Origin of the sequence: Citrobacter sp. wls711 (genome assembly GCF_005281055.1) — a bacterium.
Classification (GTDB): domain Bacteria; phylum Pseudomonadota; class Gammaproteobacteria; order Enterobacterales; family Enterobacteriaceae; genus Citrobacter; species Citrobacter gillenii.
In genome coordinates this window covers 15,627-42,314 of record NZ_SZXC01000053.1, presented here as the reverse complement: position 1 = coordinate 42,314, position 26,688 = coordinate 15,627, and the positions used below count along the sequence as shown (strand labels likewise).

Below are 26,688 nucleotides of genomic sequence, written 5' to 3'. Positions count from 1 at the left end.
GCAATGTTACTCGATTCGGGCGAATCCGGCGGCTAAATCCGCAATCAGATCGTCAACATTTTCTAAACCGATGTGTAAACGGATGAGCGTTCCGCTGAAGTCCACGTTGCCTTCAGGACGGATGGCGGCAATGTGTTCGGGTTGATTGGCCAGAATCAGTGACTCAAACCCGCCCCAGGAGTAGGCCATGCTGAACAGCGTAAAGTGATCCAAATACGCTGACAGCTCGTCATTGTTCAGCTTCTTATTCAACACAAACGAGAACAGACCGCTGCTGCCGGTAAAATCGCGTTTCCAGAATTCGTGCCCTTTGCTGCCGGGAAGCGCGGGGTGGTTGACGCGGGCGACCTGCGGATGATCGGCCAGCCATTCGGCAACCTTCAGGCTGCTTTCGTGATGCTGGCGCAGACGAACGCCCAGAGTTCGCAGTCCGCGGCTGGTCATATAGGCGGTATCGGCATCCAGCATTTGCCCCATTAAATAGGCGTTTTCGCGCAGTTGGTCCCAGCAGCGGGCATTTGATACCGCCGTACCGACCATTGCATCGGAATGGCCAATCAGGTATTTGGTGCCCGCCTGAATTGAGATGTCGATTCCAAAATCCAGCGCGTTGAACAGCACCCCGGCAGCCCAGGTGTTATCGATCATGATGATGGCGTCCGGCGCTACGCTTCTGACGGCGGCGACAATCGCCGGAACATCATGCACTTCCATAGTGACGGAGCCGGGAGATTCCAGAAATACCACTTTGGTGTTCGGCTGAATGTGCTTCACAATATCGGCACCGACTAACGGATCGAACCAGCCGGTGGTTACGCCGAGCTTGCCGAGGATTTTCGTGCAAAAATCCTGGCTCGGCTCATAGGCCGTGTTGGTCATTAGCACGTGGTCACCGTGTTCAACAAAGGCCAAAATCGTGTTGGCAACGGCTGCGGCGCCGCAGGGAAACAGGGCGCAACCCGCGCCGCCTTCCAGCTCGCACATGGCTTCCTGCAGGGAGAAATGCGTCAGCGTGCCGCGGCGTCCGTAAAAAAGTGCGCCGTTAGCGCGGTTGTGGGTGGCCTGTTTTTTAGCCTCAACGGATTCGAATACCAGTGAAGAGGCGCGTTGGATCACGCTGTTGACGGAACCCTGCGTGTACTTTTTACTGCGTCCTGCCTGAACGAGTTTGGTCTCAAGATGCTTGTCTGCCATGTTGGGTTACCTGTTTTTATACGTCTGGATGTCTAAACTAGCATGGATCTTCGGCGACGCATCCTGCAGAAGGGCCATAAAGTAGAAAATAGTCCCAAAATGTGTCTGCTGACTTTTTTACTGCGTAAGCGCAAGGAAAAGAAACCAAAGGTGCGGCACTATGTAAATAGTAATGAGAACGACTATCAATTCGACGTCTTTTTGATATCATTACGCTCAGATTTTGTGATTTGCGTCCTGGAGATACAGAGTGGGTAATAATTTGATGCAGACGGACCTTTCCGTCTGGGGTATGTATCAGCACGCCGATATCGTGGTTAAGTGCGTGATGATTGGGCTAATTTTGGCGTCCGTGGTCACCTGGGCTATCTTCTTCAGTAAGAGCCTTGAGTTCTTTACGCAGAAGCGCCGTCTTAAGCGCGAACAGCAACTGCTGGCAGATGCCCGCTCTTTAGACCAGGCAAGTGAGATTGCCGCTGGATTTGATGCCAAAAGCCTGGGCGCAATGTTAATTAACGAAGCGCAGAACGAGCTGGAACTGTCAGAAGGCAGCGATGACAACGAAGGGATTAAAGAGCGTACCGGGTTCCGCCTGGAACGTCGCGTTGCAGCTGTAGGGCGTCATATGGGGCGGGGTAATGGATACCTGGCGACCATTGGGGCTATCTCTCCCTTTGTGGGTCTGTTCGGTACAGTATGGGGCATCATGAATAGCTTCATCGGTATTGCACAAACGCAAACGACGAACCTGGCCGTGGTTGCGCCGGGGATTGCAGAAGCGCTGTTAGCCACCGCGATTGGTTTGGTTGCCGCTATTCCTGCTGTTGTTATCTACAACATCTTCGCCCGTCAGATTGGCAGCTACAAAGCCATGCTGGGTGATGTTGCGGCACAGGTGCTGTTATTGCAAAGTCGCGATCTGGACCTGAGTGCAAGCGCTGCGGCGCATCCGGTACGCGCTGCGCAGAAATTACGTGTAGGATAATGTTCCATGGCAATGAGTTTTAATGAAAACCTGGACGATAACGGTGAAATGCACGACATCAACGTCACGCCGTTCATCGATGTTATGTTGGTGTTGTTGATCATTTTTATGGTGGCCGCGCCGCTGGCAACGGTGGATGTGAAGGTGAATCTACCGGCTTCGACCAGCACGCCGCAACCGCGTCCTGAAAAACCGGTTTACCTGTCAGTGAAAGCGGATAACACGATGTTTATCGGCAACGATCAGGTGACCGATGAAACTATGATTAACGCGCTAAACACGCTGACAGAAGGCAAGAAAGATACCACTATCTTCTTCCGGGCTGATAAAACCGTCGACTATGAAACCATGATGAAAGTGATGGATACGCTGCATCAGGCAGGTTTCCTGAAGATTGGTTTGGTTGGTGAAGAGACCGTGAAAGCGAAGTAATCTCTGTTGCCGGGTGAAGGGTTTCACCTTACCCGGCCTCCTCTTTCGGCTTCCTCCATCCCCTCATTTCTTTTCGTCCAGCGCGACGGTAGTGACTCTGGTCGCGGCATAACTCCCTTCAGATAGCTTACGCGTCAGGCGCAATGTCGCCGTTTCTCGCGCGAGTAAATGCTGGTACGCGCTTTCCAGACGGGCCATGATTTTGTCCCGCAGCGCCGGCTGTTGGGCAATAATGGCTTCAATGGTGGCACCGTAGATCTCTTCTTTGGCTTGCAGAGCATAGATTTCCCGGCGGTTTTGCCACTTCATGCGTACCAGGGCTGCGGGTATTGATACCATTTCCTGAGCCACGCTCTCCAGCGTGGCATTTTTATTGGCAATTAAGATATCCAGATTCTGCTTTAAGACAAATTCGTCACTTTTATAGTTGTCTAAAGCCAAATAAACGTTGTTATCCTCAGCATCTTTCATTTTATTTCTCTTCCAGAGAATAAAAAATCGGATCGCTGGTTTCGCGAGTCAGTAAATTAAGCCAAATTTTATTGCCCTGCTCATTTATTAACGCAGTGTTTTTTGCCAAAATTTTACTTAATTCTTGTGCGTTAATGTCACCTTCTGCTTGCAGTGAATTAAGCAGACGGATGAATGATTCGATTTTTGCTGCGCGAAACAGTCGCTCTTTTAAATGGCGGTCACATTCTTCAAATAACATGTTACGGGTCTGACCGGTAGCGGTGGCACTAATTAAAATATCCGCTTCAAACTCGCTTAAGGTTGTCTTTCCCTGAGTCAAATTTTCACTATTTTCTACGGTATCAGTATTGGTTGGGGATGTAGATAAATGAAAACGAGAGGGAACAAGATGCTCGGGAAGCATGTTGAAATATCCTTTACTGCCAGTGAGGTAAGTTTTTTTTAATAAGACAGGCTGCGTTGACAATAGCATGGGGTAATTTTAAAATCAAAAAAAATGGAGCCTGTATATGAACAGTATATTTTATTCTGTTATTACCCTGCTATTGCTTACCTGCGGGGTTCTTGTGCTGATGCGCGGTGCAAATAAAAATCGATCGAATGAGGAACTGACCTCGTATCCCAAACTGGAAACGCTGAGCAAAGAAGAGGGGGAAGATCATTTCTCAGCATTGATGAATTCAATTACGCCGGTATGGTATTGGCGGGTCAATCATGAATATATTGATTTTATCCACTCGACAATAAAGCGGATGACCATGATGGAGTTAAATGAAACGCCAGGGCTATTTGATGCACAGCGGCGCTGCAGCGATCTCAATTCAGCGGTCTACAAATATTACGACAACATCAAAAAACGCTGCCTGAGCGGAGAGAAAGTCCCGCACGCCGATTTAGATGTGCTCAATTTACGTCAATGTTTCAGGGAGTTCAGCCTGGAAGCCTATCCTGCACTCGTCGCCCTGGTGTGGCCAGAGTTCCAGCGCCCGTCCATCAATGCCGAAGAGGTTTAAGGTATATCATTCGCCTCTGAACTGACCAACATGAAACGATGACAGCCGGGTCGACAACGCCGCCCCCGGCACACTGTTTAGACGATTATTTATCTGATGAGGCCTGCCACAGATTGAGCTTGCCGTCGGCGACGTGCTTATCTATCTGCGCCAGTTCTTCAGCGCTGAACGTCAGGTTATTCAACGCCTGAACGTTTTCTTCTAACTGCTCGGGACGGCTGGCGCCAATTAACACTGACGTCACGCGATTATCTTTGAGTAGCCAGCTCAATGCCATTTGCGCCATCGACTGTCCACGCCGTTGCGCCATCTCGTTCAGCAACCGCAGGCTGTTAAGATTCTCTTCCGTCAGCATATTTTCCGTCAGGCCACGGACTTTTTTCCCTTCACGCTGCATGCGCGAGCCTTCTGGAATACCGTTCAGGTATTTCCCCGTCAGCAACCCCTGAGCCAGCGGGGTAAAGGCGATGCAACCAATACCGTTTGTGTCCAGCGTATCCAGCAGGCCACTGCTGTCGACCCAGCGATTAAGCAGGTTGTAGGACGGTTGGTGGATCAGCAGCGGAATTTTCCATTCCCGCAGCAGGTCGGCCATTATTTGCGTGCGCTCCGGGGAATAAGATGAAATACCAACATACAACGCTTTGCCACTTTGCACGGCGTGAGCCAGCGCCGCAGCGGTCTCTTCCATTGGCGTGCTTTCGTCAACGCGGTGAGAATAGAAGATATCGACGTAGTCCAGGCCCATGCGTGTCAGGCTCTGGTCGAGGCTGGCAAGCAGATACTTACGCGAGCCGCCAGAACCGTACGGTCCCGGCCACATGTCGTAGCCAGCCTTGGTAGAGATGATTAATTCGTCACGGTACTGCGCGAAATCCTCACGCAATAATCGGCCGAAGTTTTCTTCAGCGCTGCCCGGCGGCGGCCCGTAGTTATTGGCTAAATCGAAATGCGTGATGCCTAAATCAAATGCTTTACGCAGCAGGGCACGTTGTGAATCCAGTGCTTGGACGTGTCCAAAACTGTGCCATAAACCCAGCGACAGTGCAGGCAAGCGCAAACCGCTGCGGCCACAGTAGCGATAGAGCATCTGCTCATAACGTTCAGGGTTGGCAAACCAGGCCATGAGATCTCCTTAGTGCAGGTTAATCGTGCAGGTGAATTTCGAAACGACGTTTCTATTCTAGCTGTTTCACGATGATTATCCCGTTCACCAGGTCACATTGAGATGAAAAACTGAGAGTTGTGTTTCGTGTTAAAAAGCATCCTTCAGGTGTCGGGCCAGATAACCGCTCCCTTATTTAACACATGGAATTGATTTCCCATGTAATAATAATTGCTGTTTTTATTAGCCTTCATATCGATATAACGGGGAGAATCAGCAATGGTTGATGTGCTTAAAAAAGTAAAAAAATAAACAACACATTATATCTTCTTCGTGACCTGCCGATAACAAGGATAAGACTCGCCTGATGGCGAAAATCCTCATCTACGGCAAGGAAACTATTATGCGTTTGCTGCAAAACTTCACTATTCGTATCGTCATGCTGGCAATACTGGGACTATTTTGCCTGCTCTGGTCGGGCGTGGGGTTATTTAGCCTCCATTCGTTATCCAAAATATCAGCAGGCAATGAGATTGATCGTCATCTCGTACAGCAGATGACGGTTCTTAGTCAGGGGAACGATCAGTACTTTCGCTTTGTCACACGGCTAAACCGAGCTGTGGATGTCAAAATTGGCGGCGGAGCGCCTGACTTTGGTCCGGCTCAGCAATCGCTGGATGGTTTGCGTAACAAACTTGAGCAGATGAAAACGCTGTCGCCGGGGCCGATGGATGCGGAAATTGCCACCGCGGTGCTGACGACGTGGCAAGCGCTGCTGGAGAAAGGCGTGATCCCGCAAATGCAACTGGCGCAGCAGGGATCGCTTACCGCCTGGTCAGAGCATGCCAGCACCGTGACACCGGCGCTAAGCCGCGACTTTGGTGCCAGCGCCGAGCGGTTTAATACCGCCGCCGGTGAGCGACTGGATGCGACCCGGATTATGGTCGACGGTAAAACGTCGATTATCCGTACCTTGATTATCACCGCCGTTATCCTCGGTATTGCCATTCTTATTTTTACCGACCGCTATCTTGTATCAATGATGGTGAAGCCGCTGGCACGCATTCGCCAGCAGTTCCGCCAGATTGCTCAGGGCGATCTTAGCCATCCGATTGAAGAATTTGGTCGTAACTGCGTGGGGCAACTGGTGCCTTTACTCAGTGCGATGCAGGACAGCCTGCGTGAAGCCGTCAGTACGATTCGCTCAGGTAGCGACAACATCTGGCGCGGCGCGACGGAGATTTCCAGCGGCAATAACGATCTCTCTTCGCGTACGGAAGAGCAGGCCGCAGCGCTGGAAGAGACCGCCGCCAGCATGGAGCAACTCACCGCAACGGTAAAACTGAACGCCGAAAATGCGCGTGAGGCCAGCCAGCTTGCTGATACGGCATCAGAAACGGCAGGCAAAGGCAGCACGCTGGTTTCACAGGTGGTCGATACGATGGACGGGATTGCTGCCAGCTCGAAGCAGATCGCTGAGATTACTTCGGTCATTAACAGTATCGCCTTCCAGACCAACATCCTGGCGCTCAACGCCGCCGTCGAAGCGGCCCGAGCGGGCGAACAGGGCCGTGGTTTTGCGGTGGTTGCCGGTGAGGTGCGAAATCTTGCCAGTCGCAGCGCAGGCGCGGCGAAAGAGATTGAGACGTTGATTGGCGAGTCGGCGCGCCGTGTCGATCAGGGCGCGCGTCTGGTCAAGGAGACCGGCTTGACGATGGACGCTATTCTGCGCGGAGCGACCGAAGTCACGGCGATCATGAAACAGATCGCCTCCGCCTCTGAAGAACAGAATAAAGGCATCTCACAGGTGAGCGTCGCGATCACACAAATGGACAGCGTGACCCAACAAAACGCCGCGCTGGTGGAGCAGGTATCGGCGGCGGCAGTGGCGTTGGAGCGACAAACCGAAGACCTGCAGCGTGCCGTTCAGCAGTTCCGGCTTTCCGCAAGTGACGTGCAGCATGCACCAACCAACACCGTTTTACCCGCCGAAGAAAGCGCTGCGCCTAAAGCATCTAAACCGGATGAATGGGTGGCCTTTTAATCTGGCACAAAAAAGTGCGTGATACCTCTGGCCTTTGCTTAAAAAATCGCTATATAATTTATTATATAGCGATTGGAGGTAATGCATGGATAACCATTTTGGAAAAGGCCTGATGGCAGGATTAAACGCCTCAAGTGCAGATAGCGCGCGAACGGTGGCGAATTTTTGTGCTGACTATAAGCGTGGCTTTGTGCTGGGCTTTTCACATCGGATGTTTGAACGAACGGGCGATCGGCAACTGAGTGCGTGGGAGGCGGGGATCCTCACGCGCCGCTACGGGCTGGATAAAGAAATGGTGATGGATTTCTTCAAGGAGAACCAGTCCAGTACAACAATTCGCTTTTTCATGGCCGGCTATCGGCTCGAAGCTTGATCCGAAAGGGGTATTATCTTGCTTTAATTAATTACACTATTGACCTACACCTTCGTTTTGTTGCCCTGCCGAAGTATTATAATGCACATAACCATATAAAAAGTGTGGTAATGGCGCGCCGATCGCAATAAGCAACATGCGGATGGTGCAAAATAAAAGCCAGGTCTTCGCAACGGAATAACAATAAAATGACTGGAGATAACTCTCTCATCAATTCGAACGGCATTAATCGCCGTGATTTCATGAAGCTTTGTGCAGCATTGGCCGCTACCATGGGGCTCAGTAGCAAAGCCGCCGCAGAAATGGCGGAATCAGTATCCCGCCCTCAGCGCCCGCCGGTTATCTGGATTGGTGCTCAGGAGTGTACGGGCTGTACTGAATCGCTACTTCGTGCGACACATCCTACCGTGGAAAACCTCGTCCTGGAGACGATCTCTCTGGAATACCATGAGGTGCTTTCCGCCGCCTTCGGCCACCAGGTTGAAGAGAACAAACATAACGCTCTGGAGAAGTACAAAGGGCAGTATGTTCTGGTCGTAGATGGTTCTATCCCACTGAAAGATAACGGTGTTTACTGCATGGTTGCCGGTGAGCCTATTGTGGATCATATCCGCAAGGCGGCCGAAGGCGCTGCGGCGATCATTGCTATCGGCTCATGTGCCGCATGGGGTGGTGTTGCTGCCGCGGGCGTTAACCCAACGGGGGCAGTTGGCTTGCAGGAAGTCCTGCCAGGCAAAACCATCATCAATATTCCAGGCTGTCCGCCGAACCCGCATAACTTCCTCGCAACGGTCGCACACATCATCACCTACGGTAAGCCACCGAAGCTGGATGCGAAAAACCGTCCAACGTTTGCCTACGGTCGTCTGATCCACGAACACTGCGAGCGTCGTCCGCACTTTGATGCGGGTCGTTTTGCTAAAGAGTTCGGCGATGAAGGCCATCGTGAAGGCTGGTGCCTCTACCATCTGGGCTGTAAAGGGCCAGAAACCTACGGCAACTGCTCAACGTTACAGTTCTGTGATGTTGGCGGCGTGTGGCCAGTGGCGATCGGTCACCCTTGCTACGGCTGTAACGAAGAAGGCGTCGGTTTCCATAAAGGCATTCACCAACTCGCTTCTGTGGAAAACCAAACTCCGCGTTCAGAGAAGCCGGATGTCAACCTGAAAGAAGGTGGCAACATTTCTGCTGGGGCTATTGGGCTGCTGGGTGGCGTAGTTGGACTGGTGGCCGGCGTCAGCGTGATGGCGGTACGTGAACTGGGACGTCAGCAAAAGAAAGATAACGCTGACTCACGGGGAGAATAACCGTGAACAGACGTAACTTTATTAAAGCAGCTTCTGGCGGAGCATTGCTGTTGGGCGCTGCGCCGTCCGTCAGCCATGCGGCTGCAGAAAACCGTCCGCCGATCCCGGGTTCCCTTGGGATGCTGTATGACTCGACGCTGTGTGTTGGCTGTCAGGCCTGTGTCACCAAGTGTCAGGACATCAATTTCCCGGCGCGCAACCCTGAGGGGGAGCAGACCTGGTCGAACAACGACAAACTGTCACCGTACACCAATAACATCATTCAGGTGTGGCGTAGTGGAACAGGCGTTAACAAAGACCAGGAGCAGAACGGCTACGCGTACATCAAGAAACAATGTATGCACTGTGTCGATCCGAACTGCGTTTCTGTTTGTCCGGTCTCCGCGCTGAAAAAAGATCCGAAAACCGGCATCGTCCACTATGACAAAGATGTCTGTACCGGTTGCCGTTACTGCATGGTCGCTTGTCCGTACAACGTGCCTAAATACGACTACAACAACCCGTTTGGTGCACTCCATAAGTGCGAGCTGTGTAACCAGAAAGGTGTAGAGCGCCTGGATAAAGGTGGTTTACCGGGCTGTGTTGAAGTGTGTCCTGCCGGTGCGGTGATTTTTGGTACGCGCGAAGAGCTGATGGCTGAGGCGAAAAAACGCCTGGCGCTGAAGCCTGGCAGCGAATACCACTATCCGCGTCAGACGGTGAAAGACAGCGATACCTATCTGCACACGGTGCCGAAATATTACCCGCACCTGTACGGCGAGAAAGAAGGCGGCGGTACGCAGGTATTGGTACTGACGGGCGTTCCTTATGAAAATCTGGATCTCCCACAGCTGGCTGACCTGTCAACCGGTGCGCGTTCTGAGCATGTTCAACATTCCCTGTATAAGGGCATGATTTTACCCCTGGCAGCGCTGGCGGGCATAACCGTGCTGGTTCGTCGTAATATGAAAAACGACCATCACGATGGAGGAGACGATCATGAGTCATGATCCTAAACCGCTGGGCGGAAGAATAATCAGCAAGCCGGTCATTATTTTTGGGCCGTTAATCGTCCTGTGTATGCTCCTGATCGTAAAACGTCTGGTCTTCGGGTTGGGCTCAGTCTCCGATCTGAACGGTGGATTCCCGTGGGGTGTATGGATCGCGTTTGACCTGTTGATCGGCACCGGTTTTGCCTGTGGCGGTTGGGCACTGGCATGGGCGGTCTATGTTTTCAACAAAGGGGAATATCACCCGCTGGTGCGCCCAGCCTTGTTGGCGAGCCTGTTTGGTTATTCTCTGGGGGGCCTGTCGATCACCATTGACGTCGGTCGTTACTGGAACCTGCCGTATTTCTACATTCCGGGCCACTTTAACGTGAACTCGGTGCTGTTCGAAACGGCAGTCTGTATGACCATTTATATCGGCATCATGGCGCTGGAATTTGCGCCGGCCTTGTTTGAACGCCTGGGGTGGAAAGTTTCGCTCAAGCGTCTGAACAAAGTGATGTTCTTTATTATCGCCCTCGGCGCACTGCTGCCGACAATGCACCAGTCTTCAATGGGTTCATTGATGATTTCTGCCGGTAATAAGGTGCATCCACTGTGGCAAGCCTATGAAATGCTGCCGCTATTCTCGGTGCTTACCGCCTTTATAATGGGCTTCTCGATAGTCATCTTTGAAGGTTCGCTGGTACAAAGCGGCCTGAAAGGTAATGGGCCGGACGAGAAGAGTTTGTTCATCAAACTGACGAATACGATTAGCGTCTTGTTGGCGATCTTCGTGGTTCTACGCTTTGGTGAACTGATCTATCGGGACAAGTTGTCGTATGCGTTTGCAGGCGATTTCTACTCAGCCATGTTCTGGCTTGAGGTTGTGCTGATGGTCTTCCCGCTGGTGGTACTGCGTATCGCGAAACTGCGAAATGACTCGCGCATGCTGTACCTGTCTGCGCTGAGCGCATTGCTGGGTTGTGCGACATGGCGTCTGTCCTATTCGCTGGTGGCGTTTAATCCTGGTGGTGGCTACCACTACTTCCCGACCTGGGAAGAACTGTTGATTTCTATTGGTTTTGTGGCTATTGAGATTTGTGCATACATCGTACTCATTCGTCTACTGCCGATACTTCCTCCTTTAAAACAAAACGATCAAAATCGTCATGAGGCGAGCAAAGCATGAGCCAGAGAATTACTATTGATCCGGTAACCCGTATTGAAGGCCATTTACGCATCGACTGCGAAATCGAAAATGGCGTGGTATCAAAAGCATGGGCGTCCGGTACCATGTGGCGCGGCATGGAAGAGATCGTGAAGAATCGCGATCCGCGTGATGCGTGGATGATTGTGCAGCGTATTTGTGGTGTGTGTACCACCACGCACGCTATCTCTTCCGTGCGCGCTGCTGAAAGCGCACTGAACATTGATGTTCCCGTGAACGCGCAGTACATCCGTAACATCATTCTGGCAGCGCACACCACGCATGACCATATCGTGCACTTCTATCAGTTGTCTGCGCTGGACTGGGTGGATATCACCTCCGCACTGAAAGCCGATCCAGCAAAAGCCTCGGCGATGCTGAACGGCGTGTCGACCTGGCACCTGAACAGCGCGGAAGAGTTCACTAAGGTTCAGAACAAGATCAAGGACCTGGTTGCCAGCGGTCAGTTAGGTATTTTTGCCAACGGCTGCTGGGGTCACCCGGCAATGAAACTGCCACCGGAAGTGAACCTGATTGCAGTTGCACACTACCTGCAGGCGCTGGAATGCCAGCGTGATGCCAACCGCGTCGTGGCGCTGCTGGGCGGTAAAACACCGCACATCCAGAACCTGGCGGTCGGTGGGGTGGCGAACCCAATCAACCTCGACGGTCTTGGCGTGCTGAACCTTGAACGTCTGATGTACATCAAGTCCTTCATTGATAAGCTGAGCGACTTTGTTGAGCAGGTGTACAAAGTGGATACCGCGGTTATTGCCGCATTCTATCCGGAGTGGCTGGAACGCGGCCAGGGTGCGGTAAACTACCTGAGCGCGCCGGAATTCCCGACTGACGGCAAAAACGGCAGCTTCCTGTTCCCTGGTGGTTACATTACCGATGCAGACCTGTCGACCTATCGTCCGATCACCTCTCATTCTGATGAATACCTGATCAAAGGGATTCAGGAGAGTGCGAAACATGCGTGGTACAAAGACGAAGCGCCGCAGGCGCCGTGGGAAGGCACCACGGTTCCGGATTACACCGGCTGGTCTGACGATGGCAAATACTCCTGGGTTAAAGCGCCAACCTTCTACGGCAAAACGGTGGAAGTAGGCCCGCTGGCTAACATGCTGTGTAAACTGGCGGCAAAACGCGAGTCTACCCATGCCAAGCTGAATGAGATCATTGCGATTTACACCAAGCTGACCGGTAAAACCATCGAAGTGGCGCAGCTGCATTCTACGCTGGGTCGTATCATTGGTCGTACCGTTCACTGCTGTGAACTGCAGAATGTTCTGCAGGATCAGTACAATGCGCTGATCGTGAATATCGGTAAAGGCGATCACACCACCTTCGTGAAACCGAATATCCCGGCCACTGGCGAGTTCAAAGGTGTCGGCTTCCTCGAAGCACCACGCGGTATGCTTTCTCACTGGATGGTGATTAAAGACGGTATTATTAGCAACTATCAGGCGGTTGTCCCCTCAACCTGGAACTCTGGCCCGCGTAACTTTAATGACGAAGTGGGACCGTATGAGCGTTCACTGGTAGGCACACCGATCGCCGATCCGAACAAACCGCTGGAAGTGGTGCGTACTATTCACTCCTTCGACCCTTGTATGTCATGTGCGGTGCATGTGGTGGACGTTGACGGGAACGAAGTCGTCTCAGTTAAGGTTCTGTAATGCGGATATTAGTCTTAGGGGTCGGCAATATTTTGCTGACTGACGAAGCCATCGGGGTACGTATCGTTGAGGCATTAGAGCAACGGTACATCCTGCCTGATTTCGTTGACGTTCTGGATGGCGGTACAGCGGGGATGGAGTTGCTCGGCGATATGGCGGACAGAGATCATCTGATCATTGCTGACGCCATTGTGTCGAGAAAAAGCACGCCGGGAACCATGATGGTCCTGCGGGATGAAGAGATCCCGGCGCTGTTTACCAATAAAATCTCGCCGCACCAGCTTGGCCTGGCCGACGTGTTGTCGGCCCTGCGTTTTACCGGCGAGTTTCCGAAGAAGCTGACTCTGGTCGGCGTTATTCCGGAATCGCTGGAGCCGCATATCGGGCTAACGCCGACGGTTGAAGCCATGATTGAACCTGCGCTTGAGCAGGTTCTCGCCGCGCTGCGCGAATCGGGTGTGGAAGCCATCCCTCGGGAGGCGGCCCATGTCTGAAGAGTTTTTAGGCTTTCAGACAGCCCCAAAAGCGCAGATTCAGGCCGCGTTTGAAGAGGTAGCCCGCCGTTCGATGCACGATCTCTCGTTCCTGCATCCGAATATGCCGGTGTATGTCTCTGATTTTACGCTGTTTGAAGGCCAGTGGACGGGGTGTGTGATCACGCCCTGGATGCTGAGCGCGCTGATTTTCCCTGGGCCAGATCAGATCTGGCCCCTGCGAAAAGTCAGCGAGAAAATGGGGCTGCGTTTACCGTATGGTGAGATGACATTTACCGTTGGCGAGCTAGATGGAGTATCGCAATACCTGTCCTGTTCGTTAATGTCGCCGCTTTCGCACAGCATGTCGGCACAAGAGGGTGTCCGCCTGACTGACGATTGCGCAAAAATGTTGTTATCGCTGCCGGTGAGCGATCCGAACGCACCGCAACTTGGTCGTCGCGCGTTGCTGTTGGGCCGTCGGAGCTGTGAAAATGCATGAGTTGTCGCTTTGCCAGAGCGCCGTTGAGATTATTCAGCAGCAGGCAGAGCAGCACGATGTTAAACGTGTTACCGGCGTTTGGCTGGAAATTGGCGCGCTCTCCTGCGTTGAGGAGAGCGCCGTTCGTTTCAGTTTTGACATCGTCTGTCAGGGCACGGTCGCGCAGGGATGTGCATTGCACATTGAATACAAACCCGCTCAGGCCTGGTGCTGGGATTGCAGTCAGGTTGTGGAAATTACCCAGCATGATGCGCAATGTCCACGTTGTCAGGGCGATCGTTTGCGGGTTGAAAGCGGCGATTCACTGAAAGTGAAAAGTATTGAAGTCGAATAGCCCATAGGTTGCTATGGGACGGAGTCAGATATGTGTATTGGAGTCCCGGGTCAGGTTCTGACCGTCGGTGAAGATATTCACCAGCTTGCGCAGGTTGAAGTTTGCGGTATCAAGCGCGATGTCAACATTGCCCTGATTTGTGAAGGCGATCCGGCTGAGCTGGTCGGGCAATGGGTACTGGTGCACGTAGGATTCGCTATGAGCATCATCGATGAAGATGAAGCCAAAGCCACGTTAGACGCGTTACGCCGCATGGATTACGACGTCACCAGCGCGTGACGACTTCGCTTATCAGGCCTACGCCTTATATGTAGGCCGGATAAGGAATCTTGCGTTAGCCCTGGCGTTTGTCTTCGGTATTGGTATCGAAGTCACTGGCGTCATGGCGTTCATGAAGCTGTTCATTCAGCGGCCCGTTAGTGCGGTTCACAATCCGTCCACGCTTAACCGCCGGACGCGCTGCAACCTCTTTGGCCCAACGTTGAACGTGTTTGTAGCTCCCCGCATCAAGGAATTCTGCCGCGTCATAGACGTTGCCCAGCACCACATTGCCAAACCACGGCCAAATGGCCATATCGGCAATGGTATATTCATCCCCCGCCACAAACTGATGCTGCGCCAGTTGCTTATCCAGAACGTCGAGTAAACGCTTGGCTTCCATCGTGAAGCGATTGATCGCGTACTCAATTTTTACCGGCGCATAGTTGTAGAAGTGGCCGAAACCGCCGCCGAGGAAGGGCGCTGCGCCCTGTAACCAGAATAGCCAGTTCAGTGTTTCAGTGCGTTTTGGCAAATCCTGCGGCAGGAAATAACCATATTTCTCCGCCAGATAAAGCAGGATAGCGCCAGACTCAAACACGCGTACCGGTGGGTTTTGCGAATGGTCGCGCAGTGCCGGGATCTTCGAGTTTGGGTTCACCTCAACAAAGCCGCTGGAAAACTGGTCACCTTCGCCAATACGGATGATCCAGGCATCATATTCCGCGCCGGTCACGCCCTGCGCCAGCAGCTCTTCCAGCATAATCGTCACTTTCTGACCGTTTGGCGTACCCAGCGAATAGAGCTGCAGCGGATGCTTGCCGACCGGTAGCGTTTTCTCGTGGGTGGCACCGGAAACCGGACGGTTGATGTTGGCGAATGCACCGCCGTTGGATTTATCCCACGTCCAGACTTTCGCGGGCTGATAAGTATTGTCTGACATAGTGACCTGCCTTCTGAGTGGTTGTGTTGAAGCAGTGTAGCAGTTAGGGAAAACTCAATTTAACAGATTGGGACTTTATGTCGTGTTGTGCTGAAAGGGGAAGATAAATCTAACCCATTCATTGTACGCAGACCGTACTCCATGAAGAGGAAATCAATGTTGGACGGAAATTGCTACCGTACTACTCTCAATAATTGGCGGTGAAAAAGCAGTAACAATGAAAAATGGTGTTCCAGGAGTAAGCGGTTATCAGGGCCCGGCGGGTGGGTGGGGCGCGGTAAAAGCCGTCACTGCTTCGGTGTTTTCGCAAAAGGCCGTCGCGCGCGACATTATCGCGATGTTCAAAATGAACCAGGTTAAAGGGTTCGATTGCCCGGGGTGTGCGTGGCCCGATCCGAGCCATCGTGCGCCGATGGAACTGTGCGAAAACGGCGTAAAAGCAGTGTCCTGGGAAACCACCAGTAAGAAAGCCTCACCTGCATTTTTCAGCCGCCACCCGGTATCGGCACTCTGGCAGTACAGTGATTATGCGCTGGAAAATATAGGCCGTTTGACGCACCCGATGAAATACGATCCCGTGACGGATACCTGGCAGGCCGTGGCGTGGGACATTGCGTTTCTGGAAATCGGCGAGCGACTGCGCAGCTATGACTCTGCACAGCAGGTTGAGTTTTACACCTCCGGTAGAACCTCAAATGAGGCGGCGTTCCTGTATCAACTGTTTGCCCGCGAATACGGCAGCAGCAACTTCCCGGACTGTTCAAACATGTGTCATGGCCCAACCAGTGCCGGGCTGACGCGGGCCATTGGTCTTGGGAAAGGGACCGTGGAGCTTGATGATTTTGAACAGTGTGAGCTGGTGATTTGCATCGGACATAATCCTGGCACCAACCATCCGCGCATGCTGACCACGTTACGCGATGTTGCCAAACGCGGGGCTAAAATTATCTCCATTAACCCGCTTACCGAGCGCGGACTTGAGCGCTTTAGCTTCCCACAAAGCCCGAAAGAGATGTTCACCGGCCAGACGACAGCACTTAGCAGCGATTACTACCAGGTCAAAATGGGCGGTGATGCCTCGCTGCTCAAAGGCATCATGAAGGCGTTGATCGAAATGGATGAAGCGCGGATCTTGCTGGGTCAACAACCGACGCTCGATCATGCGTTTATCGACGAACATACCGCGGGTTATTCGGTGTTGTATGACGATTTACGCCAATGTTGCTGGGCTGAACTGGAGCAGGACTCTGGCCTGACGCGCAGCCAGATGGAAGATCTGGCACACAGCTATAACAAATCTCGCGCGACGATCATTTGTTATGGACTGGGTATCACCCAGCATAAAAACGGTACCGAGAACGTCCAGCAACTGGTGAATCTGCTGTTGTTGAAAGGCAATATGGGCAAACCGGGGGCGGGGATCTGCCCACTGCGCGGGCATTCCAACGTGCAGGGCGACCGTTCCGTAGGGATTAACGAGGCGGCATCAGAAGACTTCCTGCAGCGCCTGGAAGCGCATTTTTCTATCAACGTTTCGCGTCAGCATGGTCGCTCCAGCGTGGAAAGTATTCGGGCGATAGAGCGCGGTGAGGCGAAAGCATTGATTTGCATGGGCGGGAATCTGGCGGTGGCGATGCCTCAGCCGCAGCGTACCTTCGAGGCGATGAAAAAGCTGGATATGCAGGTTCACATTGCGACCAAGCTCAATCGTTCGCATTTGCTGCTGGCAAAACACAACTATCTGCTACCCGCGCTGGGCAGAACCGAACGCGATATGCAGGCAACGGGTATTCAGTCAGTAACCGTCGAGGATTCTATGTCGATGGTCCACGCTTCCTGCGGTGCGCTAAAACCGGCCTCTCAATGGCTAAAATCGGAACCGGCGATTGTGGCGGGGCTGGCTCGCGCCACGCTTCCCCACTCGCCGGTAAACTGGGAAGCGCTGACCGGGAACTATGCGTTGATTCGCGACGCCATCGAGGCCGTTATTCCGGCGTTTCGCGATTATAACGCGCGTATTGCCGAACCCGGTGGATTTCGTATGGATACGCCGGCTTCGCGGCGTGAATGGTACACCGCAAACGGTAAAGCCAATTTTGTCGTCAGTCGCCAGCGTGCAGTCGAGCGGGAAAACCAGCCTGCTGAGGCGCTGGTGCTGGCCACACTGCGTAGCCACGATCAGTACAACACTACTATTTATGGCATGAACGATCGCTATCGTGGCATTAGCGGGCGACGTGATGTGGTGTTTTTAAGCGCCGTGGAAGCAACGGCCCGCGGGCTGACTCAGGGCGATGTCGTTAACGTCCAAGCGTTGGATGACCACGGTAAGCCTTGCGTGGATCGTATGATGCACGGGCTAACGGTCGTCATTTACGACATGGCGGCGGGTTCGATCGGCGCGTATCTGCCGGAAGCGAATGTGCTGCTGTCGCTCGATGCGGTCGATACGGAAAGTCTGACCCCGGCATATAAAAGCGTGCCGATTATCCTCAGTAAAGCGTAGCTCCTGCTACGAATTTTTCGCCTCTGAGCGCCAGCCGCTGCGTTGAGGTGTATGATAAGTCGACCTCTGTCCGGTTAGTGTCGCAGAGCAGGCAATCAGAGCGAAAAATTCACGCCACCCTGCTCAGGCTGTATTGTTTTGAGGTAAGGTGCATGAGCAAAGGAACGACCAGTCAGGATGCCCCATTCGGGACATTATTGGGCTACGCCCCCGGCGGCGTAGCAATCTACTCTTCAGATTACAGCTCCCTTGACCCACGGGACTACGACGATGATGCTGCGTTTCGCAGCTATATCGACGACGAATACATGGGCCACAAATGGCAGTGCGTCGAGTTCGCGCGCCGTTTTCTCTTTCTCAACTATGGCGTAGTCTTCACCGATGTGGGTATGGCCTGGGAGATCTTCTCCTTGCGTTTCCTGCGCGAAGTAGTGAACGACAATATTCTGCCGTTACAAGCATTCCCTAATGGCTCACCCCGCGCGCCGGTAGCAGGCGCTCTACTTATCTGGCAAAAAGGCGGTGAGTTCAACGAAACGGGCCATGTGGCGGTCGTCACCCAGTTGCTGGAAAACAAAATCCGCATTGCTGAACAGAACGTGATCCACACACCGCTGCCTCCCGGACAGCAGTGGACCCGCGAGCTGGAGATGGTGGTTGAAAATGGCCACTACACCCTGCGTGATACCTTTGATGACACCACGATCCTCGGCTGGATGATCCAGACTGACGATACCCGCTACAGTCTGCCGCAGCCGGAGATCGACCACGAGACCCTGAAGATTGGTGGCGCGCGTCTGGAAGATAGCGGGCAGTTCGACGGTAAGTGGTTGAACGAGCAGGATCCGCTGCAAAAAGCCTATGTACTGGCGAACGGGCATGTGATTAATCAGGATCCGCATCAGTACTTCACCATTACTGAAAGCGCGGAGCAGGAGCTAATTAAAGCGACCAACGAACTGCATCTGATGTATCTGCACGCCACCGACAAAGTGCTGAAAGACGATAACCTGTTGGCACTGTTCGATATTCCAAAAATTCTCTGGCCACGCCTGCGCCTCTCCTGGCAGCGTCGTCGCCATCATATGATCACCGGTCGTATGGATTTTTGTATGGATGAGCGCGGGCTGAAGGTGTACGAGTACAACGCCGATTCCGCATCGTGCCATACTGAAGCAGGCCTGATCCTTGAACGCTGGGCTGAGCAAGGCTACCGTGGGCAGGGGCACAATCCGGCAGAAGGGCTGATCAACGAACTGGCCGGCGCCTGGAAGCACAGTCGTGCGCGTCCTTTCGTTCACATCATGCAGGACAAGGACATTGAAGAGAACTACCATGCGCAGTTTATGCAGCAGGCGCTGCATCAGGCCGGGTTTGACAGCAAAATCCTCCGCGGACTGGACGAATTACGCTGGGATGATGCCGGCCAGTTGATTGACGGCGATGGTCGTTTGGTGAATTGCGTCTGGAAAACCTGGGCATGGGAAACCGCGATCGAGCAGGTGCGTGAGGTGAGCGAAACCGAATACGCTGCGGTGCCAATTCGTACCGGGCATACTCATCAAGAAGTACGACTGATTGATGTTCTGCTGCGCCCGGAAGTGCTGGTCTTCGAGCCGTTGTGGACGATTATTCCCGGCAACAAGGCAATATTACCGATCCTGTGGCAACTGTTCCCTCATCATCGCTATCTGCTTGATACTGACTTCACTGTTAACGACGAGCTGGCGAGAACCGGTTATGCCGTGAAACCTATTGCAGGACGTTGTGGCAGCAACATCGATCTGGTCAGTCACGAGGAAGAACTGCTCGATAAGACCAGCGGTAAGTTTGCTGAACAGAAGAACATTTATCAGCAACTTTGGTGTCTGCCCAACGTTGCCGGTAAATATATTCAGGTTTGCACGTTCACCGTGGGCGGTAACTACGGCGGCACCTGCCTGCGCGGTGACGATTCGCTGGTGATTAAAAAAGAGAGTGATATCGAACCGCTGATTGTAGTGAAAGAGGCGTAACCTTTCAGGTCTGTTTCTGATTGCGCTAAAAGTCGGGGCATGCCTCCGGCTTTTTTATTTATTGTCATATTGACTGTGATTATATTTAGTCTGGTTGTGGTGGATATATTAAATCATTCATATATTCATCGTGTGAAGTGGTTGTATTTATTTTTTTCATTAGTTCAGTGAATGATTTTTGTTTTAATTATTTTTATTTGTTTGTATTAGATGTAATCCTTCTGGTTGTCTTTATTAAATAAATAATATTAATGTGTTATTTGACGAAATAGTGATATCGATCAGTTTTTAATGTCTATAAAATATCGGATTACCTTAGCATACTAATTATAATCATTAATTCTTATTGACAGTCACTGGTCGTCATACGCAGGAAACGCCCTCAACGGTGTCAGGCTGTGAGTGATTGGAAAGGGAAAATGCACCATTGGGAAAAGTGATATACCGGTAGGACTCACCGGTTTGAGAGGGACGTATGGGTGACAGTTTTCAGAATGAAGTGCCGACGGCACGCGTTAACATTAAGTTGGATCTACACACCGGAGGCGTTCAGAAGAAGGTTGAACTGCCGTTAAAACTTTTGACCGTGGGTGATTTCAGTAATGGTAAAGAACAGCGACCATTATCTGAGCGTGAAAAGGTTGATATTAATAAAAATAATTTCAATGACGTGTTAGCAAAGTTCTCTCCAACCGTGAGCCTGAGTGTGGAAAATACGTTGGCGGGTGACGGTTTAAATGAAGAGATTAATCTTACTTTTAAGGATATCCGTGATTTTGAACCGGAGCAGGTAGCGCGAAATATCCCACAACTCCGCGTGCTATTGGCAATGCGTAATTTACTGCGCGATTTGAAATCTAACTTACTTGATAACGCAGCATTTCGCCGTGAGCTGGAAATCGTCCTTAAAGATCCTGCCCTGAGTCAGGAGTTGCGTGATGAGTTGGCAACAATGATGCCAGAAGAGATTTAACGCTATACAGGGTTTCCTCCGCTTAAGCGGCTGGAATAGTAAAGGATCATTAAAGGAATATGTTGATGTCTGTTCAGGAACATACCTCTTCAGCTGCGGCCACCACCACGACGGGTGAGCGCAGTGTTTATCAGTCCCTCTTTGACAAAATTAATCTTGCTCCGGTTTCTTCATTGAAAAATGTCGATGCGTGGCAGAGTGATGAAGCGCTTTCCGATGCGGCTCCGGCTGAACGTGTGACCGCTGCCATTCAGGTTTTAGTCTCATGTCTGGCAGATGCGACACAACCACTGGAGCGTCTGGATAAAACGCTACTTGATGACCAAATTGCGCGTCTGGACAAACAGATTAGCGATCAGGTCAATGAAGTTATGCACCATGCTGAATTCCAAAAGCAGGAATCGCTCTGGCGCGGTTTGCATTCGATGATTATGGGTATCGATTTTCGCCGTAACGTTCGCGTCGAAATGATGGATATCAGTAAAGACGCATTACGCGATGACTTTGACGATGCGCCGGAGCTCATCCAGAGTGGGTTGTATCGTCATGTTTATATTGAAGAATACGATCAGCCTGGCGGTGAGCCTATTGCTGCAATGATCTCCGCGTATGAATTCGACAACAGCCCGCAAGATATTGCGCTTCTGCGCAATATTTCTGGTGTCTCAGCAGCTTGTCATATGCCATTCATTGGCGCAGTCGGCCCGAAATTCTTCCTGAAAGATAATATGGAAGACGTCGCCGCGATTAAAGATATCAACGACTATTTTGAACGTGCTGAATACATCAAGTGGAAAGCATTTCGTGATAGTGATGATTCCCGCTATATCGGGCTGACAATGCCGCGGGTACTTGGCCGCCTGCCGTATGGCCCTGATACCGTGCCGGTACGTAGCTTTAACTATGTCGAAGAGGTTAAAGGTCCCGATCACGAAAAATACCTGTGGACCAGTGCATCTTTCTCTTTTGCTGTGAACATGGTGAAAAGTTTTATCAAGAATGGCTGGTGCGTTCAGATCCGTGGCCCACAGGCAGGTGGCGCGGTTAAAGACTTACCGATCCATTTGTACGATTTGGGTACCGGTAATCAGGTGAAGATTCCGTCTGAAGTGATGATCCCTGAAACCCGTGAATTTGAGTTTGCTAATCTTGGCTTTATTCCTCTTTCTTATTATAAGAATCGAGATTACGCCTGTTTCTTTTCTGCTAACTCGGCGCAAAAACCGGCTCAGTTTGATACCCCAGAAGCGACAGCGAACAGCCGAATTAACTCACGCCTACCGTATATCTTCCTGCTTTCCCGCATTGCGCATTACCTGAAAATTTTGCAGCGCGAGAATATTGGTACGACAAAAGATCGTCGCTTGCTCGAACTTGAACTCAACAACTGGCTACGCAGTCTGGTAACCGAAATGACGGATCCAGGTGATGATTTGCAGGCCTCACATCCGCTTCGTGATGGGCGAGTTGTGGTGGAGGACATTGAGGATAACCCAGGATTCTTCCGTGTGCGTCTGTATGCCATTCCTCACTTCCAGGTTGAGGGGATGGACGTCAGCTTGTCGTTGGTTTCACAGATGCCGAAGTCGAAATCTTAACGATACCGAGCACAGGAGGTGCGATGAAGATTTATCGTCCATTATGGAGCGAAGGGGCCTTTCTGGCCCCCCAACAGTTTCAGCAACAAACACGCTGGGATGCTTATGTGGCTGACGTTGTTGCCCGTATGTCACTGTCATCTCCGTGGGGAGTCATCAGCGCAGAGTTTGACGAAAGCGCACTGGCTGTTTTTCGCTTGAATCCGGTTAATCTGGTCGTGCGTTTCCCTGACGGTACGTTAGTGGACACGGGTGTTTCAGACAACCTGCCTCCGGCGTGTGATTTATCTCATCTCACTGGCTACAACAGCGTTGATGTCGTGCTGGCATTGCCGCTGCTTTCTGCAAACGGCGGTAATTTATCATTAGGGGGAAGTGTCAGCCGCCCATGTCGATGGCAACAGGAGTGGTTGCCGGTCCAGGACTTATCCGGCCAGGAACGGACTGATATGGCGGTATTACGACATGCTACAACGCTGCGGTATGCCCATGATGATAACAGTGCTTATCTGAGCTGTCCGGTCGCTTGTCTTATTCGAAATACCCAAGGGCAATGGGAGTTTGCGGCGGATTTTTTACCGCCTTCACTTTCACTCACGGCAAGCCCCTTATTGATGAATTTACTGAGCGATTTGGTGCACCGCATCCGGGCCAGATGCCGCCGTTTGATGGCGTTGCGACGCGAAAGTAACGAACGAATGGCAGATTTTGCCGTAGCAGACGTATCGCTTTTTTGGTTGCTAAATGCGCTCAATAGCGCGGAGCCCGTGCTGAGTGAAATGCTAGAAAATCCCGGACGACATCCTGAACTACTGTGGCGAGAACTGGCGCGACTGGCAGGCAGTCTCCTGACGTTTTCATTGGATCATGATGTCAATGCTGTACCGCCTTATCAGCATACCCATCCAGATCGCGTATTCCCGCCATTGTTTGCCCTGCTGGTAGAACTGCTGGAAGCCAGCCTGCCTTCTCGTGTTGTCTCTATTGAACTAATACAGGAGCGACAGTTCTGGTATGGCGTTCTGGCGGATGCCCGATTGCGTGAAGGGGCTGATTTTTACCTTTCTGTCCGTTCGGATCTTCCTGCGCATTTACTCCTGACGCAGTTTCCACAGCTTTGCAAAGCAGGGAGCCGAGCCGACGTGTCTGATGTCGTCAATGTGGCGCTCAGCGGCGTGCCTTTAAAACCGTTGACTCATGTACCTGCGGCTATCCCGTTACGACTGGAAAACCAATATTTTGCGCTTGAGATTAATCATCCTGCTGCCCAGGCAATGCTGGAGGCGGGTAATTGCGCCTTCTATGTCCCAGGAACGCTAGGAGACATTCAACTTGAGCTGTTCGCAGTATTAAGGGATTAAACGACATGAAGAAGGACATCGATCAGGTTTTCTGGCCGGCCTGGCTTGCCGTAAGCCAGCTACGTAGTGGCGCCGACGTAGACGATGGGACCGCGCTCTATCGGCGCGCCTGTCAGTGGGTTGATTCTGCGCGTGAAGCCTTACGTGAAATGGGATACAGCGATCATAGCGTTGAACACATGCTGTATACGCAATGTGCATTACTGGATGAAAGCGTATTGAACCGTAATCGGCAGGACAGCGGTTACATCACCTGGCTGGCCACACCATTGCAAGCCCGCTATTTCAATACCACCAACGCCGGAGAAGAGCTTTGGGAACGTATCCGTACGGTACTTCGGGAACCCGTTCCCGATATCGCGGTATTAACCTGTTTTTATCGTGCGGTCACGCTCGGTTTTGTTGGCCGTTATCGTGAGCAGGGAGATGAACGTCGTGAGGATGTGCTTGAAGCGCTGGCGGCTCAGGCTATGCCTTTTAAATTAAAGCACGATGCTCCTGTGGTCATTCGGGCTTCAGGTTTTTCTGGTGGGCAGCATCGCTGGTGGTCGGCCTGGGTTGTGGGGGCGGTGACGTTAGGCGCCATGTGGCTGGTATTTTCTCACGTCCTGCAGGAGCAGGTTACTAAGCTTATTGGACAAGGTTAAGACATGATCCAGTTACGAGGGATCGTGAACTACCTGCTGGCAACCGTGTTGGCATTGTTGTTGATCTGGGGATTCAGCCCGGTAAGTACCGGTGTGCGAGGTGGTCTTAGCGTTCTGATTTTGGTGGTGGCCATTCCAGGGATCGTTTATGGCTGGCGTCGCTATAGCCAACTTGCGTCCGATCATTCGGGTATTGACGTGCCTCTACCTCCTGAAAGTTTCCACGGGCCGGTGGTACTGGTGTGTGGTGATAGTGAGCGATTGTTTGTCGCACGGGGGGCTTCTTGTGAAAGCTCACAGGGCTGGTATCTATGCGTCCAGACACCGGAACATTTTGCAGTTCTGGTTCGCCAAATAGCGGTACAACGTCCGGGTCTTCTGATGCGGGTTTCCGTTATGTTGGCGTTGACCCCGGAACAGCATAACGATGAAGACGCGCTTAAGCACATGCTGCTCAGTTGGCGGCGTGTGGTAATGCAGAGTCGGCGTTGGCTATCAGGAATACCACCGTTATGGTTGTGCTGTTGGTTGAATTATCCTGAGTGTAAAGAAACTGCGCGCTGGTTTATTCGTACGCCTCAGGATGCGGAGGTGCAGTCTGCCACGGGCTTAGACGATTTTGCCCCATTCTCTTCGGAAGAGCGTCCGGCTCGCCATTTTCATCTTACCCATGCCATATGGCTGGATAACTTATTGAATTGGCTAGAAATCGTGCAAGGTGATGCCGGGCATAATGTTCCGTCTCTTTTTTCAGCTTTGCGCGTGGTGTGCTTCATTTCTTTAAGCGGCAGAGAAAATAATCTGTGGCAGCAGCATATTGCCAGTCAGACAACGCTTTCTCCTGCAGTGACTTCTGAATCCGTTTTACTGCCATTTCCGGATCTGGCTTTGTCTTTTTTATCTCGTCGCCGGGCATTAACGGCATTTCAACGCACAGTAGGCGTGAGTGGCTTGCTGTGTGGTGTTTTTGTTGGTCTGGCGATGCTGTTCAGTTTTATCAATAACCAGCATCTGATCAGAGTCACAAACGATCATCTGACTTTATATAGCCGTCTGACTGGCAATCCCGTCGAACCTAAAATTCAGGCTCAGGACCAACTGTGGCGTGATGTCGAGCGACTTGATCGTTGGTACCAGCGTGGTGAACCGCTTTCTCTTTCAATGGGCCTATATCAGGGTATGAGACTGATTCCTCCGCTTCGGGCGGCTATCAGTGACTGGGTGCCTCCTGCAAAACCGAAGATCGCAGTACCGCAAACCGTCCGTCTCGACAGTATGTCGCTGTTTGATACCGGCAAATGGGCCTTAAAAGCGGACTCAACAAAAATTCTCATCGCCGCGCTGGTCAATATCAAAGCCAAACCGGGTTGGCTGATTGTTGTCGCTGGGCATACCGATGATGTTGGCGATGAGAAATCAAATCAGCAACTTTCTCTCAAACGCGCGGAGTCCGTTCGTGACTGGATGCGTGACACCGGCGATGTACCTGAGAGTTGCTTTGCCGTTCAGGGCTACGGTGAATCGCACCCCGATAAAACAAACGATACGCCGGAAGGCCGGGCTGCCAACCGTCGTGTAGAAATCAGTCTGGTGCCACAGGCTGATGCCTGTCGGACGCCGGGTATGAAGGAACTGTCACCGGAAGGCGGTGACGCATTAGCGAAGTAAAAAATGGAGAAAGAATTATGGCTATTCCAGTCTACTTATGGCTGAAGGACGACGGCGGCGCGGACATCAAAGGTTCTGTTGATGTGAAAGAACGTGAGGGCAGTATCGAAGTGGTGGCTCAGGAACATAACCTGTACATCCCTACCGATAATAACACCGGTAAGCTGACCGGGACGCGTGTTCATACGCCGTTCATGTTCACCAAGGAAATCGATGCATCCAGCCCGTATCTGTACAAGGCTGTCACCACGGGTCAGACCTTACGCCAGGCGGAATTTAAATGGTATCGCATCAATGATGCGGGTCAGGAAGTGGAGTACTTCAATACGACTTTGCATAACGTCAAAGTCGTGAAAGTAAACCCAGTGATGCACGACATCAAAGACCCTGCCAAGGAGAAGCACAACCACCTGGAGCAGCTTGAGCTGCGCTACGAGAAGATCGTCTGGACATACAAGGATGGCAATATCATCCATTCAGACGCCTGGAACGAGCGTACCACCGCGTAATGCTTAAACGGATGAGGATTTCCTCATCCGTTTTTTTTTGCCCTCTGCTGAGCGCCTGGATAGCACGTTCAGCAGAGAGTGACAACGTCAATATTACCTTATGGGCATCGGATACGG

26 protein-coding genes are annotated in these 26,688 nt (G+C 51.9%); 21 read left to right on the top strand and 5 right to left on the bottom strand.

Annotation, left to right across the window (positions count from 1 at the left end; genetic code table 11):
- Positions 1-6: 6 nt before the first annotated feature.
- On the bottom strand, positions 7-1,194 hold the full coding sequence (gene metC / locus FDW98_RS16565; protein ID WP_096755668.1) for a cystathionine beta-lyase: 1,188 nt from the start codon (positions 1,192-1,194) through the stop codon (positions 7-9).
- Between the two features lie 250 nt (positions 1,195-1,444).
- Between metC and exbB the strand changes: the two genes are divergently transcribed.
- Entirely contained in the window at positions 1,445-2,179 is a 735-nt protein-coding gene (exbB, locus tag FDW98_RS16560) for a tol-pal system-associated acyl-CoA thioesterase (RefSeq protein WP_096755669.1), read from the top strand.
- A 6-nt stretch (positions 2,180-2,185) separates the two neighbouring features.
- The gene (exbD, locus tag FDW98_RS16555; RefSeq protein WP_096755670.1) at positions 2,186-2,611 is read left to right on the top strand and encodes a TonB system transport protein ExbD; all 426 of its coding nucleotides are present in this window, start codon (positions 2,186-2,188) and stop codon (positions 2,609-2,611) included.
- 63 nt (positions 2,612-2,674) lie between these two features.
- Here the strand turns inward: exbD and FDW98_RS16550 are convergent, their stop codons facing one another.
- Both FDW98_RS16550 and FDW98_RS16545 read right to left on the bottom strand, forming a co-directional pair.
- Positions 2,675-3,082: a cytoplasmic protein gene (locus FDW98_RS16550; RefSeq protein WP_096755671.1), complete on the bottom strand. Its 408-nt coding sequence runs from the start codon at positions 3,080-3,082 to the stop codon at positions 2,675-2,677.
- 1 nt (position 3,083) lies between these two features.
- The gene (locus FDW98_RS16545; protein WP_096755672.1) at positions 3,084-3,488 is read right to left on the bottom strand and encodes a hypothetical protein; all 405 of its coding nucleotides are present in this window, start codon (positions 3,486-3,488) and stop codon (positions 3,084-3,086) included.
- A gap of 106 nt (positions 3,489-3,594) precedes the next feature.
- Between FDW98_RS16545 and FDW98_RS16540 the strand changes: the two genes are divergently transcribed.
- Complete coding sequence (locus tag FDW98_RS16540; RefSeq protein ID WP_096755673.1) at positions 3,595-4,098, top strand: ESA_00282 family adhesion-associated protein; 504 nt, start codon at positions 3,595-3,597, stop codon at positions 4,096-4,098.
- Between the two features lie 85 nt (positions 4,099-4,183).
- On the opposite strand, the gene FDW98_RS16535 is transcribed toward FDW98_RS16540, so the two are convergent.
- The gene (locus FDW98_RS16535; RefSeq protein ID WP_096755674.1) at positions 4,184-5,224 is read right to left on the bottom strand and encodes an aldo/keto reductase; all 1,041 of its coding nucleotides are present in this window, start codon (positions 5,222-5,224) and stop codon (positions 4,184-4,186) included.
- Between the two features lie 382 nt (positions 5,225-5,606).
- Here FDW98_RS16535 and FDW98_RS16530 point away from each other — a divergent pair, with 382 nt between their 5' ends.
- From FDW98_RS16530 to hybG, 10 genes are all read left to right on the top strand, one after another.
- The gene (locus tag FDW98_RS16530) at positions 5,607-7,247 is read left to right on the top strand and encodes a methyl-accepting chemotaxis protein (protein ID WP_096759333.1); all 1,641 of its coding nucleotides are present in this window, start codon (positions 5,607-5,609) and stop codon (positions 7,245-7,247) included.
- Between the two features lie 85 nt (positions 7,248-7,332).
- The gene (locus FDW98_RS16525; RefSeq protein WP_096755675.1) at positions 7,333-7,620 is read left to right on the top strand and encodes a DUF2623 family protein; all 288 of its coding nucleotides are present in this window, start codon (positions 7,333-7,335) and stop codon (positions 7,618-7,620) included.
- A 188-nt stretch (positions 7,621-7,808) separates the two neighbouring features.
- Complete coding sequence (gene hybO, locus FDW98_RS16520; protein ID WP_096755676.1) at positions 7,809-8,927, top strand: hydrogenase 2 small subunit; 1,119 nt, start codon at positions 7,809-7,811, stop codon at positions 8,925-8,927.
- A gap of 2 nt (positions 8,928-8,929) precedes the next feature.
- On the top strand, positions 8,930-9,916 hold the full coding sequence (gene hybA, locus FDW98_RS16515) for a hydrogenase 2 operon protein HybA (protein ID WP_096755677.1): 987 nt from the start codon (positions 8,930-8,932) through the stop codon (positions 9,914-9,916).
- The gene (gene hybB / locus FDW98_RS16510) at positions 9,906-11,084 is read left to right on the top strand and encodes a Ni/Fe-hydrogenase cytochrome b subunit (RefSeq protein WP_096755678.1); all 1,179 of its coding nucleotides are present in this window, start codon (positions 9,906-9,908) and stop codon (positions 11,082-11,084) included. Before hybA ends, hybB begins: the two co-directional genes overlap by 11 nt.
- The gene (gene hybC, locus FDW98_RS16505; RefSeq protein WP_096755679.1) at positions 11,081-12,784 is read left to right on the top strand and encodes a hydrogenase 2 large subunit; all 1,704 of its coding nucleotides are present in this window, start codon (positions 11,081-11,083) and stop codon (positions 12,782-12,784) included. Before hybB ends, hybC begins: the two co-directional genes overlap by 4 nt.
- Positions 12,784-13,278, top strand: coding sequence for a HyaD/HybD family hydrogenase maturation endopeptidase (locus tag FDW98_RS16500; protein WP_115257493.1), 495 nt, complete (start codon positions 12,784-12,786; stop codon positions 13,276-13,278). Before hybC ends, FDW98_RS16500 begins: the two co-directional genes overlap by 1 nt.
- Positions 13,271-13,759: a hydrogenase-2 assembly chaperone gene (gene hybE, locus FDW98_RS16495; RefSeq protein ID WP_096755681.1), complete on the top strand. Its 489-nt coding sequence runs from the start codon at positions 13,271-13,273 to the stop codon at positions 13,757-13,759. The genes FDW98_RS16500 and hybE overlap by 8 nt, the downstream gene beginning before the upstream one ends.
- A complete protein-coding gene (gene hypA, locus FDW98_RS16490) occupies positions 13,752-14,093 on the top strand; it encodes a hydrogenase maturation nickel metallochaperone HypA (protein WP_096755682.1) in 342 nt (113 codons plus the stop codon). Before hybE ends, hypA begins: the two co-directional genes overlap by 8 nt.
- A gap of 30 nt (positions 14,094-14,123) precedes the next feature.
- Entirely contained in the window at positions 14,124-14,372 is a 249-nt protein-coding gene (hybG, locus tag FDW98_RS16485; RefSeq protein ID WP_096755683.1) for a hydrogenase maturation factor HybG, read from the top strand.
- A gap of 55 nt (positions 14,373-14,427) precedes the next feature.
- Here the strand turns inward: hybG and yghU are convergent, their stop codons facing one another.
- Positions 14,428-15,294, bottom strand: a complete 867-nt coding sequence (yghU, locus tag FDW98_RS16480) for a glutathione-dependent disulfide-bond oxidoreductase (RefSeq protein ID WP_096755684.1) — start codon at positions 15,292-15,294, stop codon at positions 14,428-14,430.
- 217 nt (positions 15,295-15,511) lie between these two features.
- Here yghU and FDW98_RS16475 point away from each other — a divergent pair, with 217 nt between their 5' ends.
- The 8 genes from FDW98_RS16475 to FDW98_RS16440 all read left to right on the top strand — a co-directional run bounded on the left by FDW98_RS16475 (position 15,512) and on the right by FDW98_RS16440 (position 26,571).
- Positions 15,512-17,800, top strand: coding sequence for an FdhF/YdeP family oxidoreductase (locus FDW98_RS16475; protein WP_096755685.1), 2,289 nt, complete (start codon positions 15,512-15,514; stop codon positions 17,798-17,800).
- A gap of 152 nt (positions 17,801-17,952) precedes the next feature.
- Entirely contained in the window at positions 17,953-19,815 is a 1,863-nt protein-coding gene (gss, locus tag FDW98_RS16470) for a bifunctional glutathionylspermidine amidase/synthase (protein ID WP_096755686.1), read from the top strand.
- Between the two features lie 475 nt (positions 19,816-20,290).
- Positions 20,291-20,788: a type VI secretion system contractile sheath small subunit gene (gene tssB / locus FDW98_RS16465; RefSeq protein WP_096755687.1), complete on the top strand. Its 498-nt coding sequence runs from the start codon at positions 20,291-20,293 to the stop codon at positions 20,786-20,788.
- A gap of 65 nt (positions 20,789-20,853) precedes the next feature.
- A complete protein-coding gene (gene tssC / locus FDW98_RS16460) occupies positions 20,854-22,386 on the top strand; it encodes a type VI secretion system contractile sheath large subunit (RefSeq protein WP_096755688.1) in 1,533 nt (510 codons plus the stop codon).
- 23 nt (positions 22,387-22,409) lie between these two features.
- A complete protein-coding gene (gene tssK / locus FDW98_RS16455) occupies positions 22,410-23,747 on the top strand; it encodes a type VI secretion system baseplate subunit TssK (RefSeq protein WP_096755689.1) in 1,338 nt (445 codons plus the stop codon).
- A 5-nt stretch (positions 23,748-23,752) separates the two neighbouring features.
- On the top strand, positions 23,753-24,394 hold the full coding sequence (gene tssL / locus FDW98_RS16450) for a type VI secretion system protein TssL, short form (protein WP_096755690.1): 642 nt from the start codon (positions 23,753-23,755) through the stop codon (positions 24,392-24,394).
- Between the two features lie 3 nt (positions 24,395-24,397).
- On the top strand, positions 24,398-26,062 hold the full coding sequence (locus FDW98_RS16445) for an OmpA family protein (protein ID WP_096755691.1): 1,665 nt from the start codon (positions 24,398-24,400) through the stop codon (positions 26,060-26,062).
- A 17-nt stretch (positions 26,063-26,079) separates the two neighbouring features.
- Positions 26,080-26,571 (top strand): Hcp family type VI secretion system effector, encoded by a 492-nt coding sequence (locus tag FDW98_RS16440; RefSeq protein WP_096755692.1) that lies wholly within the window; start codon positions 26,080-26,082, stop codon positions 26,569-26,571.
- Positions 26,572-26,688: the final 117 nt, after the last annotated feature.

What these genes read in the sequence shown, in the direction of transcription:
- tssB (WP_096755687.1), top strand. Translation starts at nt 20,291, where the DNA reads ATGGGTGACAGTTTTCAGAATGAAGTGCCGACGGCACGCGTTAACATT.
- FDW98_RS16535 (WP_096755674.1), bottom strand. Translation starts at nt 5,224, where the DNA reads ATGGCCTGGTTTGCCAACCCTGAACGTTATGAGCAGATGCTCTATCGC.
- hybG (WP_096755683.1), top strand. Translation starts at nt 14,124, where the DNA reads ATGTGTATTGGAGTCCCGGGTCAGGTTCTGACCGTCGGTGAAGATATT.
- hybC (WP_096755679.1), top strand. Translation starts at nt 11,081, where the DNA reads ATGAGCCAGAGAATTACTATTGATCCGGTAACCCGTATTGAAGGCCAT.
- hybO (WP_096755676.1), top strand. Translation starts at nt 7,809, where the DNA reads ATGACTGGAGATAACTCTCTCATCAATTCGAACGGCATTAATCGCCGT.
- yghU (WP_096755684.1), bottom strand. Translation starts at nt 15,294, where the DNA reads ATGTCAGACAATACTTATCAGCCCGCGAAAGTCTGGACGTGGGATAAA.
- exbD (WP_096755670.1), top strand. Translation starts at nt 2,186, where the DNA reads ATGGCAATGAGTTTTAATGAAAACCTGGACGATAACGGTGAAATGCAC.
- hybB (WP_096755678.1), top strand. Translation starts at nt 9,906, where the DNA reads ATGAGTCATGATCCTAAACCGCTGGGCGGAAGAATAATCAGCAAGCCG.
- FDW98_RS16445 (WP_096755691.1), top strand. Translation starts at nt 24,398, where the DNA reads ATGATCCAGTTACGAGGGATCGTGAACTACCTGCTGGCAACCGTGTTG.
- FDW98_RS16550 (WP_096755671.1), bottom strand. Translation starts at nt 3,082, where the DNA reads ATGAAAGATGCTGAGGATAACAACGTTTATTTGGCTTTAGACAACTAT.
- FDW98_RS16545 (WP_096755672.1), bottom strand. Translation starts at nt 3,488, where the DNA reads ATGCTTCCCGAGCATCTTGTTCCCTCTCGTTTTCATTTATCTACATCC.
- tssK (WP_096755689.1), top strand. Translation starts at nt 22,410, where the DNA reads ATGAAGATTTATCGTCCATTATGGAGCGAAGGGGCCTTTCTGGCCCCC.
- hypA (WP_096755682.1), top strand. Translation starts at nt 13,752, where the DNA reads ATGCATGAGTTGTCGCTTTGCCAGAGCGCCGTTGAGATTATTCAGCAG.
- FDW98_RS16530 (WP_096759333.1), top strand. Translation starts at nt 5,607, where the DNA reads ATGCGTTTGCTGCAAAACTTCACTATTCGTATCGTCATGCTGGCAATA.
- FDW98_RS16540 (WP_096755673.1), top strand. Translation starts at nt 3,595, where the DNA reads ATGAACAGTATATTTTATTCTGTTATTACCCTGCTATTGCTTACCTGC.
- metC (WP_096755668.1), bottom strand. Translation starts at nt 1,194, where the DNA reads ATGGCAGACAAGCATCTTGAGACCAAACTCGTTCAGGCAGGACGCAGT.
- tssC (WP_096755688.1), top strand. Translation starts at nt 20,854, where the DNA reads ATGTCTGTTCAGGAACATACCTCTTCAGCTGCGGCCACCACCACGACG.
- FDW98_RS16525 (WP_096755675.1), top strand. Translation starts at nt 7,333, where the DNA reads ATGGATAACCATTTTGGAAAAGGCCTGATGGCAGGATTAAACGCCTCA.
- FDW98_RS16500 (WP_115257493.1), top strand. Translation starts at nt 12,784, where the DNA reads ATGCGGATATTAGTCTTAGGGGTCGGCAATATTTTGCTGACTGACGAA.
- hybE (WP_096755681.1), top strand. Translation starts at nt 13,271, where the DNA reads ATGTCTGAAGAGTTTTTAGGCTTTCAGACAGCCCCAAAAGCGCAGATT.
- FDW98_RS16475 (WP_096755685.1), top strand. Translation starts at nt 15,512, where the DNA reads ATGAAAAATGGTGTTCCAGGAGTAAGCGGTTATCAGGGCCCGGCGGGT.
- FDW98_RS16440 (WP_096755692.1), top strand. Translation starts at nt 26,080, where the DNA reads ATGGCTATTCCAGTCTACTTATGGCTGAAGGACGACGGCGGCGCGGAC.
- tssL (WP_096755690.1), top strand. Translation starts at nt 23,753, where the DNA reads ATGAAGAAGGACATCGATCAGGTTTTCTGGCCGGCCTGGCTTGCCGTA.
- gss (WP_096755686.1), top strand. Translation starts at nt 17,953, where the DNA reads ATGAGCAAAGGAACGACCAGTCAGGATGCCCCATTCGGGACATTATTG.